Source organism: Streptomyces sp. SS7, from assembly GCF_037993025.1.
Lineage (GTDB): Bacteria > Actinomycetota > Actinomycetes > Streptomycetales > Streptomycetaceae > Streptomyces.
Map to the genome: position 1 here is coordinate 3,451,639 of NZ_CP141223.1, position 15,620 is coordinate 3,467,258.

Here is a 15,620-nt window from a genome sequence, read left to right on the forward strand (position 1 = left end):
TCGTCATCGGCTACGTCGATCGTCGCCAGCGTTCCCGTGTAGACCGTAGCCGCCGCAGCCATGCCCCAGCCGAGCAACACACGGTAGTACGGAGAGGGCCGGTCCCCGAAAGGGCCGACCCCCTCTGACCTGGGCATTTGCGAGATCACAGACGCCGTGCTATGTAGCCCGTCACACGTTGAAGCGGAACTCCACGACGTCGCCGTCCTGCATGACGTAGTCCTTGCCCTCCATGCGGGCCTTGCCCTTGGCGCGGGCCTCGGTGACCGAGCCGGTCTCCACCAGGTCGGCGAAGGAGATGACCTCGGCCTTGATGAAGCCCTTCTGGAAGTCGGTGTGGATGACACCGGCCGCCTCAGGGGCCGTCGCGCCCTTCTTGATGGTCCAGGCGCGGGACTCCTTCGGACCGGCCGTGAGGTAGGTCTGCAGACCGAGGGTGTCGAAGCCGACGCGGGCGAGGGTCGCGAGGCCGGGCTCCTCGGCGCCGACCGACTCCAGCAGCTCCATGGCGTCCGCCTCGTCAAGCTCGGCGAGGTCCGCCTCCAGCTTGGCGTTGAGGAAGATCGCCTCGGCCGGGGCGACCAGGGCGCGCTGCTCGTCCTTGAAGCCGTCGTCGGTCAGCTCGTCCTCGTCGACGTTGAAGACGTAGAGGAACGGCTTGGTGGTGAGCAGGTGCAGGTCGTGCAGGAGCTCGGCGCGCTCGCCGCCCTGGACGATGCCCTGGGAGAACAGCGTGTCGCCCCTCTCCAGGATCTCCTTGGCCTCCTCGACGGCCTTGACCTTGGGGGCCACGTCCTTCTTGATGCGCGACTCCTTCTGGAGGCGCGGCAGGACCTTCTCGATCGTCTGGAGGTCCGCCAGGATCAGCTCGGTGTTGATCGTCTCGATGTCGTCCTTGGGCGAGACCTTGCCGTCGACGTGCACGACGTTCTCGTCCTTGAAGGCACGGATGACCTGGCAGATCGCGTCGGACTCACGGATGTTCGCGAGGAACTTGTTGCCGAGGCCCTCGCCTTCGGAGGCGCCGCGCACGATGCCGGCGATGTCGACGAAGTCGACCGTCGCCGGGAGGGTCCGCTGGGAGGAGAAGATCTCGGCCAGCTTGGTGAGGCGGGCGTCGGGGACGCCGACCACGCCGACGTTCGGCTCGATCGTGGCGAACGGGTAGTTGGCCGCCAGCACGTCGTTCTTGGTCAGGGCGTTGAACAGGGTCGACTTGCCGACATTCGGCAGACCGACGATTCCGATCGTGAGCGACACGTTGCGACTTCCCGTAGTCAGAGGGCCAGGGGGCCGGTTCCCGTGGAGAGGGCCGGGGCGGGCGGGCCAGAGGCCGACCGATCCACCAGTTTACGGCGTGCCGAGCACGGGGCCTGCGGCCCAGTCGAACGCGTGGCCAGCGTCCGCCCCTCGGCGTGTCCGACACCCGATTCGGCACATAAACCGACCTAAGTTGGTGCAGTGGAGCAATACAGGACGCGCCCCCCGCAGAGCCCGACGCGCCGCGAGCCGCCTTCGCCACCGCCGCCGGCTCTGCCGCCCCAGACGGCCCGGGAAACCCCGCCGGGGGTGAGGACCGCGACGGAGGCACGCCTTGAGCTGCGCCCACGCGGAGAGAACGGCGCGGAATCGGCCACCGGTGGTGCGGGGAGGGGGCCGGGGGGTTCGGTTGCGGATCACGCGGGGAGTCCGGCAACGGGGTCGGGGACAGGGGCAGGGAGCAGGGCGGGGGCAGGAGGTTCGGTAGCGGATTTCGCGTGCGGAAGGGGGCGCGGGTCGGCCCCGGCCGACTCCGAAGCCGGCCGCCCCTCGGTGCCGCCTCGCCCGGCGGAGCCGCCCCGGCCCATGAAGCTGCCCGCCAGGCCTAGGCCACGGCGCCCGTCGGGGGCCACCGGTCCGGCCCCGGTCGTGGCTCAGCGGGCCGAGGGCAGCCGGGGGCCCGCACCGGCCTCGGACCCCTTCACCGGTCGACGACCGTCTCCGGTCTCCGGTCCGTCCGGCGTTCTTGGTCCGTCCGGCGTTCTTGGCCCGTCGGCCGCCCCTCGTCCGTCCGGAGGGGGTCAACCATCCGGAGGTTCTGGGCCATCCGAAAGTCCCGAGGCGCCCCCAGGTCCCGGGGCGAGCGCAGGTCCCAGGGTGAGCGCAGGTCCCAGGGCGAGCACAGGTCCCAGGGCGAGCGCAGGTCCCAGGGTGAGCGGTAGCCGCGACTCGACCGGAAGTCGTGGGTCGTCCGAAGGTCCCAGGCTGTCCGCAGGTCCCGGGCCGATCGAAAGCCCCGGATCCACTCCAGGCCGCGCGCCGGCCGAAAACCCCGTGCCCACCCCAGGTGCCACACCGACCGCCAGTGCCCCGTCGGCCCGAGGCCCACAGCCGCAGCCGCAGCCGCAGCCGCAGCCGGGGCTACGGCCATCCGTAGGCCCCCGTCTCCCGACAGGCCTACGCCTGTCCGACGGGACTGCACCATCCGTAGATCCCCGCACCCCGACAGGCCCGCGCCCGCCCGCCGGCCCTGCGTCCTCCGAGGGTGCCCGCCGGTCCCCGGTTCCCCGCGCTGCCTACGGTCGGCGGCCCTCCGCCGGTGACCGCACCTCGCCGGGCGGCGGGCCCCGTCCCACCGGTCGCCCCTTCCCAGGTGCCGCGCGTTTTCGTGGCGACCGGCCCTCCCGGGCTGACGGATCCTCACCCGGCAGGCGCGCCTCCCCGGACCGACGCCCCTCCCCCAGCCGCGGCCCCTACCCCAGCGGCAGCCCTTTGCCCAACAAGCGCTCCTTGCCCAATGAGCGCTCATCGCCCAACGAGGGCCGCTCACCCAACAAGCGCTCCTCACCCAACAAGCGCCCTTCACCCAATCTGCGCCCCTCACCCACGCGCCGCCCCTCCCCCACTGACCGCGCTACCCCCAAGGGTCGCCCTTCCCCCATCGGCCGCCCCTCCCCCACCAGCCGTCCCACTCCCAACGAACGCCGCCCCTCCCCCACCAGCCGTCCCACTCCCAACGAACGCCGCCCCTCCCCGACCAGCCGGCCAACCCGCAACGAGGCGAACCCCCGGTTCACCGGGCTGGGGAGTGGGCTGTTCGGTGGGCTGGTGATGCTCGCGCTGGGGGGTGTGGACGCGTTGCTGTTCGGCGGCTCGCTGACCGTGTACGGCGTGTTGTTCCTGCCGGTGTGTCTGCTGGTCGCGCTGTGGGTACGGCCGGGGGATCTGCTGTCGGCGCCCGTCGTCGTGCCCATCGCCTTCGCCGTGGGGCTGCTGCCCGTCGCCGGGGGCGCGGACAGACTGGGGGCTCGGCTGATGGGGCTGGTCACGGCGCTGGCCACGCAGGCCGGCTGGCTCTACGCCGGAACGTTCCTCACGGCCGCGACCGTCCTGGTACGGGGCGTGCGCCGGGCCACGGCTCGCCGCCGGACCGCCCACACAGCGCGAGGCCCACGCCCCTCACGCCGGGCTTCTTGATCCGAACCCGGACCCGACCGGAACGGGACCAGGACCGGACCCGGACCCGGACCCGGACCCGGACAGGAACGCGAGGTTCAGCCCGCCCGGCCGCCCCCCGCCGTCGCCCTCATCGCCGCGCCCACGATCCCCGCGTTGTTCTGCAGCTGCGCCGGGACGATCTCCGCCTTGATGCCCTCGATGTAGTGCAGGAACTTCTCCGGCTTGCGGCTGACTCCGCCGCCGATGATGAAGAGCTCCGGGGAGAACAGCATCTCGACGTGGGCGAGGTACTTGGTGACCCGGCGGGCCCAGTGTTCCCAGGTCAGCTCGTGGTCGTCCTTCGCCTTGCTGGAGGCCCGCTTCTCCGCGTCGTGGCCGTTCAGTTCGAGGTGGCCGAGTTCGGTGTTGGCGACGAGGAGGCCGTCCGTGAAGACGGCGCTGCCGATGCCCGTGCCGAAGGTCAGCAGGATGACCGTGCCCTCGCGGCCGCGGCCGGCGCCGAAGGCCATCTCGGCGACACCCGCCGCGTCCGCGTCGTTGACGACGGTCACCGGCAGGCCGCCCAGCCGTTCGCTGAACAACGCGCGCGCGTCGGTGTCGATCCAGGCCTTGTCGACGTTGGCAGCCGTACGGATGTGGGAGCCGCCGGTGACCACACCGGGGAAGGTGAGGCCGACCGGTCCGGTCCAGCCGAAGTGCTCGACGACTTCCTTGACACCGTCGGCCACCGCATCGGGCGTCGCCGGTTGCGGGGTGAGCACTTTGAGGCGCTCCTGAGCGAGGTCGCCCCTGTCCAGGTCCACAGGGGCGCCCTTGATCCCTGATCCGCCGATGTCCACGCCGAAGATCTGCATGGCCCTACGTTACGACGGACGACTGACGTCACTCGCCCGAGACGGCCCCCGGGGCGGCCGGGGAGTCCGCGGCGCCGCTGCCGCCACGCGCCGCCACCAGCGCCGCCGCCTCCTCGCGGAGGTCGCGCCGCAGCTCCTTGGGGAGCGAGAAGGTGATGTGCTCGTCGGCCGCCTTGACCAGCTCGACGTCGGCGTAGTCACGCTCGGCGAGGAAGGCGAGGACCTCCTCAACGAGGACCTCGGGGACGGAGGCGCCGGAGGTGACACCGACCGTGCTCACGCCCTCCAGCCACGCCTCGTCGATCTCGCTCGCGAAGTCCACCAGGTACGAGGCGCGCGCACCGGCCAGCTTGGCGACCTCGACGAGCCGCTTGGAGTTGGAGGAGTTGCGCGAGCCGACGACGATGACCAGTTCGGCCTCGGCGCCCATCTGCTTCACGGCGAGCTGACGGTTCTGCGTGGCGTAGCAGATGTCGTCGCTCGGCGGGGAGATGAGCTGCGGGAACTTCTCCTTGAGGGCGTCGACCGTCTCCATCGTCTCGTCGACCGAGAGGGTGGTCTGGGACAGCCAGACGACCTTGGAGGGGTCGCGGACCTCCACCTTGGCGACATCGCCCGGGCCGTCGACGAGCTGGATGTGGTCGGGGGCCTCGCCGGAGGTGCCGATGACCTCCTCGTGCCCCTCGTGGCCGATCAGCAGGATGTCGTAGTCGTCCTCGGCGAAGCGGACGGCTTCCTTGTGCACCTTGGTGACCAGCGGGCAGGTCGCGTCGATCGTGGCGAGCCTCCCCCGCGCCGCCTCCTCGTGGACGACGGGGGCGACCCCGTGCGCCGAGAACATCACGATGTTGCCCGGCGGGACCTCCTCGGTCCGCTCGACGAAGATCGCGCCCTTCTTCTCCAGGGTCTGCACGACGTACTTGTTGTGGACGATCTCGTGCCGGACGTAGACCGGGGCGCCGTACTGCTCCAGGGCCTTCTCGACGGCGATCACGGCGCGGTCCACACCCGCGCAGTAGCCCCGGGGAGCGGCGAGCAGGACACGGCGGCGGGCTGGCGAAGCAGTCATGTGTCCCATCGTAAGGCCGCCCGCCGTACCGTCTCGTAAGGCCGCCCGCCGCAGCGCCCGGCGCCCGCCGCGAGCGCTCGGCGGTGTTGTCGGTGCGTGCCGATACTCTCGGTCGCATGGCTGTGAACACGTCCGCGGACGCCCCGCTGCCCGTCGGCGAGGTGTCCCGGCTCATCGGGGGGTGGATCGAGCGGCTCGGCGCCGTGTGGGTCGAGGGGCAGATCACCCAGTTGTCGCGGCGTCCGGGGGCGGGCGTCGTGTTCCTGACGCTGCGGGACCCCTCGCACGACATCTCGGTGGGTGTGACCTGCTACCGGCAGGTCTTCGACGCCGTCGCGGACGTCGTCGGGGAGGGCGCCCGGGTCGTCGTCCACGCGAAGCCCGAGTGGTACGCGCCGCGGGGGCAGTTGTCGCTGCGGGCCGTGGAGATCAAACCGGTGGGGGTCGGGGAGCTGCTGGCCCGGCTGGAGCAGCTGAAGAAGTCGCTGGCGGCGGAGGGGCTGTTCGCGGCCGACCGGAAGAAGCCGCTGCCCTTTCTGCCGCAGCTGATCGGGCTGGTGTGCGGGCGGGCGTCGGCCGCGGAGCGGGATGTGCTGGAGAACGCCCGGCACCGCTGGCCCGCGGTCCGCTTCGAGGTGCGCAATGTCGCCGTGCAGGGGGTGCACGCGGTGGCGCAGGTCGTCCAGGCCGTGAAGGAGCTGGACGAGATCCCCGAGGTGGACGTGATCGTCGTGGCGCGGGGCGGCGGGAGTGTGGAGGATCTGCTGCCGTTCTCGGACGAGCAGCTGGTGCGGGCGGTCGCGGCTTGTCGTACGCCCGTGGTCTCGGCCATCGGGCACGAGCCGGACTCTCCGCTGCTCGACCATGTCGCCGATCTGCGGGCCTCCACGCCCACGGACGCCGCCAAGAAGGTCGTACCGGACGTCGGCGAGGAGCTGGAGCGGGTGCGGATGCTGCGCGGGCGGGCGCGGCGGTGTGCGCAGGCGTTCGTGGAGCGGGAGGAGCGGGGCCTGGCGCACGCGCTGGGGCGGCCGGTGATGCAGGATCCGCACCGGATGGTCGAGGAGCGCGCCGACCAGGTCACCTCGCTCGTCGAGCGGTCCCGGCGCACGCTCGGGCATCTGCTGGACCGCGCCGACTCGGAGCTGACGCACACGCACGCCCGCGTGGTGGCCCTCTCACCGGCCGCGACGCTGAAGCGGGGGTACGCGGTGCTGCAGCGGGCCGACGGGCACGCGGTCCGGGATCCGGGCGAGGTGGGCGTGGCGGAGGTGCTGCGCGCGCGGGTCGCCGAGGGCGAGTTCGCGGTTCGAGTCGAGGAGAGGGAAGGACCCGCATGACGAGCAAGGCCGAGGAGGCCCTCGGGTACGAGCAGGCCCGGGACGAGCTGATCGACGTCGTACGACGTCTGGAGGCGGGGGGTACGACGCTGGAGGAGTCGCTGGCCCTGTGGGAGCGCGGGGAGGAGCTGGCCAAGGTGTGCCGGCGCTGGCTGGAGGGGGCGCGGGCGCGGCTGGACGCGGCGCTGGCCGAGGAGGGGGAGCCGGACGGCGAGTGAGCGCGTCGTCGGGGTGCCGTTGGGTTCCGTTGTGAGCCGGGTCACCCACCTCCGCTTTTTGTTGAAACTTGAACCTCTCTTCGCGTACGGTCGTCCCGTCAGCCGATCCGGACCACGGTCCGGAACGGAGTCAGTGCGCCCCACACCAGAAAGTCCACGCATGTCTCTCGTTCTTGACCCCGCCGCCCAGGACCTGCTGTTCCGCGAGGCCCACACCGCGAACACCTTCACCGACGAGCCGGTGACCGACGAGCAGATCCAGGCGATCTACGACCTGGTCAAGTTCGGCCCGACCGCCTTCAACCAGACTCCCCTGCGCATCACCCTGGTCCGCTCGGCCGAGGCCCGCGAGCGGCTGGTCCAGCACATGGCCGACGGCAACAAGGCCAAGACGTCCACCGCCCCGCTGGTCGCGATCCTCTCCGCGGACAACGAGTTCCACGAGGAGCTGCCGACCCTGTTCCCGGCCTTCCCGCAGGCCAAGGACCTCTTCTTCGCCGAGCGCGCGGCCCGCGAGGGCGCCGCCGGGATGAACGCCGCCCTCCAGGCCGCGTACTTCATCGTCGGCATCCGCGCCGCCGGTCTGGCCGCCGGCCCGATGACCGGCCTGGACTTCGAGGGCGTCCGCAAGGAGTTCCTCGACGACGACCACACCCCTCTGATGGTGATCAACATCGGCAAGCCCGGCCCGGACGCCTCCTACCCGCGTTCCCCGCGCCTCGCCTACGACGACGTCGTCACCACCGTCTGAGCGACCCCGCACGGACGAAGAGCCCGCACATGCGAAGAGGCCCCCGGCCGGCCGGGGGCCTCTTCGCATGTCTTCGTACGTCAGGGGGTGCTCACGCCGTCTTCAGCGCCTTCGCCATCTCCGTCAGACGGTCGAAGGACGCGGTCCCCGCGACCACCGTCGTGGAGCCGTCGGTGCCCTGGAGGACGAGGGCGTCGTAACGCCCGCCGGTGTAGCGGGTCCAGGTGCGGCCGGCGATGTCCTCGGTGACCTTGGTCGCCTTGGCGCCCTGGCTCGCCCGCTCGATGAAGTCCGCGCGCTTCTGAGTCGACTGCTCGATCGCGACGTACTCCCCGTCGGGAGTGTGGAAGCCGAGATGCCAGGAGTCGGAGTCGGCCCCCCGGAAGCGCACGGAGGTCGCCTTCCAGCTCTCGGGCAGGCCCTCGGGCGCGGCCACCGGGTACGACGCCGCGCGGCGGGCCGTGAGCAGCTCGACGCGGTAGTCGACCCGCTTGACGTCGGGAGCCGTCTCGTCGTGCGGGACGAAGAGGTAGATCACATACGCCGCGATGACGATGAGGCCCAGGGAGAGAATCATGTCCCGGGCCGTCTTCTGCTTGCCGTTCGAACCTGCCACGCCCCCTATCGTCGCAGGTGCCCAGCCCGCTCATCCGTGGGGTCCCCTGCTCATTTTGTCGGACTGACGATAGAGTCGAGTACCGAACCCTCATCCGGCCGTCGTCGTATCAGAAAGGTGCGCTCCGATGACCGAGCACCATCATCTGCCGTCCGAGCTCGATGTCCCCTCCGAAGCCCCCGACCGCAACCTCGCCCTGGAACTGGTCCGCGTGACCGAGGCCGCCGCGATGGCCGCGGGCCGCTGGGTGGGCCGCGGCGACAAGAACGGCGCCGACGGTGCCGCGGTGCGCGCGATGCGGACCCTCGTCTCGACCGTCTCGATGAACGGCGTCGTCGTCATCGGGGAGGGCGAGAAGGACGAGGCGCCGATGCTGTTCAACGGCGAGCGCGTCGGCGACGGCACCGGGCCGGAGGTGGACATCGCCGTCGACCCGATCGACGGGACCACGCTGACGGCCAAGGGCATGCCGAACGCGATCGCGGTGCTCGCGGCGACCGAGCGGGGCGCGATGTTCGACCCGTCCGCCGTGTTCTACATGGACAAGCTGGTCACCGGCCCCGAGGCGGCCGAGTTCGTCGACATCAACGCGCCCGTCGAGGTCAACATCCGGCGGGTCGCCAAGGCCAAGCGGGCCACCCCGGAGGACGTCACCGTCGTCATCCTGGACCGGCCGCGGCACGAGGGCATGATCAAGGAGATCCGGGACACCGGCGCGCGCATCAAGCTGATCTCCGACGGCGATGTGGCCGGCTCGATCCTGGCGCTGCGCGAGGGCACCGGCGTCGACCTGCTGCTCGGCATCGGCGGAACGCCGGAGGGCATCATCTCGGCCTGCGCGGTGAAGTGCCTGGGCGGCACCATCCAGGGCAAGCTCTGGCCCAAGGACGACGAGGAGCGGCAGCGGGCGGTCGACGCGGGGCACGACCTCGACCGGGTGCTGACGACCGAGGACCTGGTCAAGGGCGAGAACGTGTTCTTCGTCGCCACCGGCATCACGGACGGGGAGCTGCTGCGCGGGGTGCGCTACCGCTCGGAGACGGCGACGACCGACTCGATCGTGATGCGCTCGCGGTCGGGAACGGTCCGGCGGATCGACTCCGAGCACCGGCTCAGCAAGCTGCGGGCGTACAGCGCCATCGACTTCGATCGGGCCAAGTAGCGGCTGGTGGCCGGGGGGCGCGTGGTGGGCCTGGTGCACGTGGTGCACGGGTGCCTCGCGGGTGCGGGTGCCCGTGGCCCGTCGCGCAGCTCCCCACGGCCGTGAAGCCGTGAAGCCGTGAAAGCGGCAAAGCTCGTGAAAGCAGCGAGCACGTCAGTGGGCGCCCCCGGTGCGGAGGGGGCGCCCACGTCGGCGTGAGCGAGACGCTAGCCCGCCTGGGCTATGCGGCCCGCTGTTCTGGCCGCCTTCTTCAGTTCCATGTCGCGGCGGCGGCGCCTGGCCAGCACGACCCGGCGTTCGGCGGCGGTCAGGCCGCCCCAGACGCCGTAGGGCTCGGGCTGGAGCAGGGCGTGCTCCCGGCACTCCACCATGACGGGACAGCGGGCGCACACCCGCTTGGCGGCCTCTTCGCGGGAGAGGCGGGCGGCGGTGGGTTCCTTGGAGGGAGCGAAGAACAAACCGGCCTCGTCACGCCGGCACACCGCCTCGGTGTGCCAGGGAGCGTCTTGGTCGCGCGCTGGCACCCGCTGGGCCGGAACGGCGGCGACCTGCAGGGACGAATGCGGCGGTTGCAGCACGGGTCTACTCCTGACGACGGCTTCGCGAGCGAGAGACGATGCAGCAAGGCCTACCCGCTGTACGCGCGCCTATGCACTGCGTCCCGAACCGCTGTTCACGACCGTCAATGGCCCAGGTGTTTGCGCAAACCCCTGTCGACCTTGCGCTGCACACGATCGAGGATGTCCGCGACGCGTCTGCCGCGCCTCGGCCGGCCCTCGATGTTGCCGAGCACCGCCCAGCCGTCGACGTAGACCACGGGGGCGTCGGGTTCGGGCGAGTCGAGGGCGTCCACCTCGAAGTTGCCGAGGACTCCGCCGCCGGTGCCGCGCAGCGACACGTTCTCCGGGACGTACACCTCGACGTTGCCGAAGACGGACCAGGCCTTGATCATGACCTGCTGGTACTCGAAGAGCGCCTCGCTGAGGTCGATCTCGACGCTGCCGAAGATCGCGTACGCGTGGATACGGCGGCCCGCGCGCCAGCGGCCCCGGCGGCTGGCGCTGCTGAACACCGCGACCACGTTGTCGTCGGGATCGGCGGGGATCGCGCCGCGGTCGGGGTGGCTCGGGGCGCCGCCGGGTGTCGTCCGGCGGGCGTGGGCGGCGGGCAGGTCCTGGATGAAGACCTCCAGTTCACCGACCGTCTTGGCGGCCAGCACGCCCTCCACGCGCTCGGCGTGCTCGTCGGCGGTCAGCCGGCCCTCGGCCAGGGCCTCGCGCAGGATGTCGGCGACGCGGTCGCGGTCGGCGTCCGAGGCGCGCAGCGGGGCGGACGGTGTGGGGGCGGCAGCGGTCTGCTTCTGAAGGTCCACGGGGACCAGCGTACCCAAACACGATAGATCGCGATAGCCCCCGCTCGGCGGGATCGAACTGAGCCTTACCTCACAAGCTCCGTGCTCCCAGCAGGTTCTAGGCTGGTGAGGCCCGCCAGTGTCGGCGGGCCGCCGTCTGCAGAGTGAGGAATGGGCTGCGATGCCTGAGTTCGCGTACACCGATCTGCTCCCCATGGGAGAGGACACCACCCCGTACCGGCTGGTGACCTCCGAGGGTGTCTCCACCTTCGAGGCCGACGGGCGGACGTTCCTCAAGGTGGAGCCGGAGGCGCTGCGCAAGCTCGCCGCGGAGGCGATCCACGACATCCAGCACTATCTGCGGCCGGCCCACCTCGCGCAGCTCAGGCGGATCATCGACGACCCCGACGCGTCGGGCAACGACAAGTTCGTCGCGCTGGACCTGCTGAAGAACGCCAACATCGCGGCGGCGGGCGTCCTGCCGATGTGCCAGGACACGGGCACGGCGATCGTCATGGGCAAGCGCGGCCAGAACGTGCTGACCTCGGGCGGCGACGAGGAGGCCCTCAGCCGGGGCATCTACGACGCCTACACCAAGCTCAACCTGCGGTACTCGCAGATGGCCCCGCTCACCATGTGGGACGAGAAGAACACCGGCTCCAACCTGCCGGCGCAGATCGAGCTCTACGCCACCGACGGCGGCGCGTACAAGTTCCTGTTCATGGCCAAGGGCGGCGGCAGCGCCAACAAGAGCTTCCTCTACCAGGAGACGAAGGCCGTCCTCAACGAGGCCTCCATGATGAAGTTCCTGGAGGAGAAGATCCGCTCGCTGGGTACGGCCGCCTGCCCGCCGTACCACCTGGCGATCGTCGTCGGCGGCACGTCCGCGGAGTACGCGCTGAAGACCGCGAAGTACGCCTCCGCGCACTACCTCGACGAGATCCCGGCGGAGGGCTCGGAGCTCGGTCACGGATTCCGGGACAAGGAGCTGGAGGAGAAGGTCTTCGAGCTGACGCAGAAGATCGGCATCGGCGCGCAGTTCGGCGGCAAGTACTTCTGCCACGACGTGCGCGTGGTGCGGCTGCCCCGGCACGGCGCGTCCTGCCCGGTCGCGATCGCGGTGTCCTGCTCCGCCGACCGCCAGGCGGTCGCGAAGATCACCGCCGAGGGCGTCTTCCTGGAGCAGCTGGAGACCGACCCGGCGCGGTTCCTGCCGGAGACGACGGACGAGCACCTCGACTCCGCCGACGAGGACGTGGTCCGCATCGACCTCAACCAGCCGATGGACGACATCCTCGCCGAGCTGACGAAGTACCCGGTGAAGACCCGGCTCTCCCTGACCGGCCCGCTGGTCGTGGCGCGGGACATCGCGCACGCCAAAATCAAGGAGCGGCTGGACGCAGGCGAGGAGATGCCGCAGTACCTCAAGGACCACCCGGTGTACTACGCGGGCCCGGCCAAGACCCCCGCGGGGTACGCGTCCGGCTCCTTCGGCCCGACCACCGCCGGGCGGATGGACTCCTACGTCGAGCAGTTCCAGGCGGCGGGCGGCTCCAAGGTGATGCTGGCCAAGGGCAACCGCTCCCAGCAGGTCACCGACGCGTGCGGCCGCCACGGCGGCTTCTACCTCGGCTCCATCGGCGGGCCGGCCGCCCGTCTCGCCCAGGACTGCATCAAGAAGGTCGAGGTCGTCGAGTACGAGGAGCTCGGCATGGAGGCCGTCTGGAAGATCGAGGTCGAGGACTTCCCGGCGTTCGTCGTCGTCGACGACAAGGGCAACGACTTCTTCAAGGACCCGGCCCCGGCACCGACGTTCACGTCGATCCCGGTCCGGGGGCCCGGCCTGGCGTAGCGCCTCGGGCGGGGCGGCGAGCGGCTCCACCCCGCCGCCCCTCCCCACCCCCTCAGCGGGGGCCGCGCCCCGTCGCCCCCAGCGGGGCTGCGCCCCAGCGCCCCGCCAAGGCATGGACGGCCTCGTCCTCGAATGCCGGGCCCTCCCCCGCCGCCCCTGCCCGCCCCGTCCCAGGGGCTCCGCCGCCCACCCACCCCGGACGGGCTCGGGGGTGGGTGGGGGTTCGGGAGGGGAATGGCACGACCGCCAAAGTCCCCCAGAGGGGATGTGCGCCGCGCGCAGACCCGCCCCGGGCCGGGCGGGGCCGTCAGGGCTCACGGCGCGTACCCCCGGACGGGCTCAGGGGTGGGTGCGGGTCCGGGATGGAACTGGCACCTCCTCGAGGTCCCCAGGGGGCACCCCCGGACGGGCTGAGTGGTGCGGCCCCGCGTTGGAGGCCGCACCGCGGCGCCTGCCTCGCCTCCTCCGAAGCCACACCCGCGCCTGCCTCGCCTCCTCAAAGGCCGTACCGGCGCCTGCCTCGCCTCCTCCGAAGCCGGACCCGCGCCTGCCTCGCCTCCTCCGAAGCCACACCCGCGCCTGCCTCGCCTCCTCAAAGGCCGTACCGGCGCCTGCCTCGCCTCCTCCGAAGCCGGACCCGCGCCTGCCCTACCTCCTCGAAGGCCGCACCCGCGCCTGCCTCGCCTCCTCGGGAACAGTCGGCCCGTCGGCGATGCTGTGCCCTGTGGAGGTGATCGTCGATGGGCGACGAGCAGGACAAGGGCGGGTACCGCATCGAGCACGACTCCATGGGGGAGGTGCGGGTGCCCGCGGACGCCAAGTGGCGGGCGCAGACGCAGCGGGCCGTGGAGAACTTCCCCGTGTCCGGGCAGCGGATCGAGCGGGCGCACATCGAGGCGCTGGCGCGGATCAAGGGTGCCGCCGCGAAGGTGAACGCCGAGCTCGGGGTGCTCGACAAGGACGTGGCCGGGGCGATCCAGGAGGCGGCCGCCGAGGTCGCCGAGGGGACCTGGGACGCGCACTTCCCGGTGGACGTGTTCCAGACGGGGTCCGGCACGTCGTCGAACATGAACACCAACGAGGTCATCGCCACGCTGGCGAGCGAGCGGCTCGGCCGGGACGTCCACCCCAACGACCACGTCAACGCGTCGCAGTCGTCCAACGACGTCTTCCCGTCCTCGATCCACATCGCCGCCACCGCCGCCGTCACCCGGGACCTGATCCCGGCCCTGGAGCACCTCGCCGCGGCGCTCGGCCGCAAGGCCGAGGAGTTCGCGGACGTGGTGAAGTCCGGGCGGACCCATCTCATGGACGCCACTCCCGTGACGCTCGGACAGGAGTTCGGCGGATACGCCGCCCAGGTGCGCCACGGCGTGGAACGGCTGCGCGCCTCCCTCCCCCGGCTCGCCGAACTGCCCCTCGGCGGGACCGCCGTCGGGACCGGGATCAACACCCCGCCCGGTTTCTCCGCCGCCGTCATCGAGGAGGTGGCCCGGGCCACCGGGCTGCCGCTGACCGAGGCCCGGGACCACTTCGAGGCCCAGGGCGCCCGGGACGGGATCGTGGAGACCAGCGGGCAGCTGCGGACCGTCGCGGTCTCCCTGACGAAGATCGCCAACGATCTGCGCTGGATGGCCTCCGGGCCGCGGACGGGTCTGGCGGAGATCTCGCTGCCCGACCTCCAGCCCGGGTCCTCGATCATGCCCGGCAAGGTGAACCCGGTCGTCCCGGAGGCCGTGCTGATGGTCGCCGCGCAGGTCATGGGCAACGACGCCACCGTCGCCGCCGCCGGAGCGGCCGGCAACTTCGAGCTCAACGTGATGCTCCCGGTCATCGCCAAGAACGTGCTGGAGTCGATCCGGCTGCTGGCGAACGTCTCGCGACTGCTCGCCGACCGGACCGTGGACGGGATCGTGGCGCACCGGGAGCGGGCCCGCGAGTACGCCGAGTCCTCCCCCTCCGTCGTCACCCCGCTCAACAAGTACATCGGCTACGAGGAGGCCGCCAAGGTGGCCAAGAAGGCCCTGGCGCAGCGCCGGACGATCCGTGACGTCGTCCTCGACAGCGGGTATGTGGAGCGCGGCATGCTGACGGTCGAACAACTCGACGAAGCCCTGGATGTCCTGCGGATGACGCGCCCGTAACCTTTCGCCGCGGCGCGCAGAACCGTGACGCGCGCCGCAGCGTCGTATGCCCATGGCACCTAATATCTGTGCATGGCAGACGGTGGAGCGGTGAGACGCGTGGGAACAGGCGGTACGGCGGCGTTCTGGGCGCCCGGGCACCAGATCCTGTGGCGCTACCGGGAGAACGGCGGCCCGGGCTTCCACATCGCCCGCCCGGTCACCGTGGTCCGTGACGACGAGGAACTCCTCGCGGTCTGGCTGGCGCCCGGCACCCAGGTCGTCAAGCCCGTGCTCGCCGACGGCACCCCGCTGCACCAGGAGCCGCTGCCGACGCGCTACACCAAGCCCCGTACCGTCCAGCTCGACCGCTGGTTCGGCACCGGTGTGCTGAAGCTGGCCCGGCCCGGCGAGCCCTGGTCCGTGTGGCTGTTCTGGGAGCCGGGCTGGCAGTTCAAGAACTGGTACGTCAATCTGGAGGAGCCGCTGTCCCGTTGGGACGGCGGAGTGGACTCCGAGGATCACTTTCTGGACATCTGCGTGTACCCCGACCGCAGTTGGGGCTGGCGCGACGAGGACGAGTTCGCGCAGGCCCAGCAGGACGGACTGATGGACGCCGCCGTCGCCGAGCGGGCGCGGGAGGCGGGACGAGCGGCGGAGGCGGTGATCGGCGCCTGGGAGGCTCCCTTCAACAAGGGCTGGCAGCACTGGCGCCCGGATCCGTCCTGGGCCGTACCGTTGCTTCCGGAGGACTGGGACCGGGTCCCGGCGCACATGTCCACATGAGACCCTTGCTGCGCCCCCGGGCAGGAAACGTAGGATCGTCCTCCGCAAGACCATCGAACA

Annotated in this window: 14 protein-coding genes; 8 read left to right on the forward strand and 6 right to left on the reverse strand. The window is 71.3% G+C overall.

Annotated elements, in window-relative coordinates; genetic code table 11:
* Positions 1 to 171: 171 nt before the first annotated feature.
* Positions 172 to 1,260, reverse strand: a complete 1,089-nt coding sequence (gene ychF, locus U5640_RS15715) for a redox-regulated ATPase YchF (protein ID WP_340376419.1) — start codon at positions 1,258 to 1,260, stop codon at positions 172 to 174.
* Positions 1,261 to 3,060: 1,800 nt separating this feature from the next.
* Here ychF and U5640_RS15720 point away from each other — a divergent pair.
* Positions 3,061 to 3,456 (forward strand): DUF6542 domain-containing protein, encoded by a 396-nt coding sequence (locus U5640_RS15720; protein ID WP_340385136.1) that lies wholly within the window; start codon positions 3,061 to 3,063, stop codon positions 3,454 to 3,456.
* A 77-nt stretch (positions 3,457 to 3,533) separates the two neighbouring features.
* On the opposite strand, the gene U5640_RS15725 is transcribed toward U5640_RS15720, so the two are convergent.
* Positions 3,534 to 4,292 carry an ROK family protein gene (locus U5640_RS15725; protein ID WP_340376420.1) on the reverse strand — a complete coding sequence of 253 codons (759 nt, stop codon included), beginning with the start codon at positions 4,290 to 4,292 and terminating at the stop codon, positions 3,534 to 3,536.
* Positions 4,293 to 4,320: 28 nt separating this feature from the next.
* A complete protein-coding gene (locus U5640_RS15730) occupies positions 4,321 to 5,361 on the reverse strand; it encodes a 4-hydroxy-3-methylbut-2-enyl diphosphate reductase (protein ID WP_340376421.1) in 1,041 nt (346 codons plus the stop codon).
* 116 nt (positions 5,362 to 5,477) lie between these two features.
* Here U5640_RS15730 and xseA point away from each other — a divergent pair, with 116 nt between their 5' ends.
* The 3 genes from xseA (at position 5,478) to U5640_RS15745 (ending at position 7,670) form a co-directional block, all read left to right on the forward strand.
* The gene (xseA, locus tag U5640_RS15735) at positions 5,478 to 6,701 is read left to right on the forward strand and encodes an exodeoxyribonuclease VII large subunit (RefSeq protein WP_340376422.1); all 1,224 of its coding nucleotides are present in this window, start codon (positions 5,478 to 5,480) and stop codon (positions 6,699 to 6,701) included.
* Entirely contained in the window at positions 6,698 to 6,919 is a 222-nt protein-coding gene (locus U5640_RS15740) for an exodeoxyribonuclease VII small subunit (RefSeq protein ID WP_340376423.1), read from the forward strand. The genes xseA and U5640_RS15740 overlap by 4 nt, the downstream gene beginning before the upstream one ends.
* A 160-nt stretch (positions 6,920 to 7,079) precedes the next feature.
* The gene (locus U5640_RS15745; protein WP_340376424.1) at positions 7,080 to 7,670 is read left to right on the forward strand and encodes a malonic semialdehyde reductase; all 591 of its coding nucleotides are present in this window, start codon (positions 7,080 to 7,082) and stop codon (positions 7,668 to 7,670) included.
* A 91-nt stretch (positions 7,671 to 7,761) separates the two neighbouring features.
* Here U5640_RS15745 and U5640_RS15750 read toward each other — a convergent pair whose 3' ends face one another.
* Entirely contained in the window at positions 7,762 to 8,286 is a 525-nt protein-coding gene (locus tag U5640_RS15750) for a DUF4245 domain-containing protein (protein WP_340376425.1), read from the reverse strand.
* A gap of 127 nt (positions 8,287 to 8,413) precedes the next feature.
* Here U5640_RS15750 and glpX point away from each other — a divergent pair, with 127 nt between their 5' ends.
* Positions 8,414 to 9,448 carry a class II fructose-bisphosphatase gene (gene glpX / locus U5640_RS15755; protein WP_340376426.1) on the forward strand — a complete coding sequence of 345 codons (1,035 nt, stop codon included), beginning with the start codon at positions 8,414 to 8,416 and terminating at the stop codon, positions 9,446 to 9,448.
* Between the two features lie 206 nt (positions 9,449 to 9,654).
* Here glpX and U5640_RS15760 read toward each other — a convergent pair whose 3' ends face one another.
* Both U5640_RS15760 and U5640_RS15765 read right to left on the reverse strand, forming a co-directional pair.
* The gene (locus U5640_RS15760; RefSeq protein ID WP_079078867.1) at positions 9,655 to 10,026 is read right to left on the reverse strand and encodes a WhiB family transcriptional regulator; all 372 of its coding nucleotides are present in this window, start codon (positions 10,024 to 10,026) and stop codon (positions 9,655 to 9,657) included.
* Positions 10,027 to 10,130: 104 nt separating this feature from the next.
* Positions 10,131 to 10,820 (reverse strand): DUF1707 domain-containing protein, encoded by a 690-nt coding sequence (locus U5640_RS15765; RefSeq protein ID WP_340376427.1) that lies wholly within the window; start codon positions 10,818 to 10,820, stop codon positions 10,131 to 10,133.
* Between the two features lie 160 nt (positions 10,821 to 10,980).
* On the opposite strand from U5640_RS15765, the gene U5640_RS15770 reads away from it, so the two are divergent.
* From U5640_RS15770 to U5640_RS15780, 3 genes are all read left to right on the forward strand, one after another.
* Entirely contained in the window at positions 10,981 to 12,651 is a 1,671-nt protein-coding gene (locus tag U5640_RS15770; protein ID WP_340376428.1) for a fumarate hydratase, read from the forward strand.
* A 740-nt stretch (positions 12,652 to 13,391) separates the two neighbouring features.
* The gene (locus U5640_RS15775; RefSeq protein WP_340376429.1) at positions 13,392 to 14,795 is read left to right on the forward strand and encodes a class II fumarate hydratase; all 1,404 of its coding nucleotides are present in this window, start codon (positions 13,392 to 13,394) and stop codon (positions 14,793 to 14,795) included.
* A gap of 72 nt (positions 14,796 to 14,867) precedes the next feature.
* The gene (locus U5640_RS15780; RefSeq protein ID WP_340376430.1) at positions 14,868 to 15,560 is read left to right on the forward strand and encodes a DUF402 domain-containing protein; all 693 of its coding nucleotides are present in this window, start codon (positions 14,868 to 14,870) and stop codon (positions 15,558 to 15,560) included.
* The last annotated feature ends 60 nt before the right edge of the window (positions 15,561 to 15,620 follow it).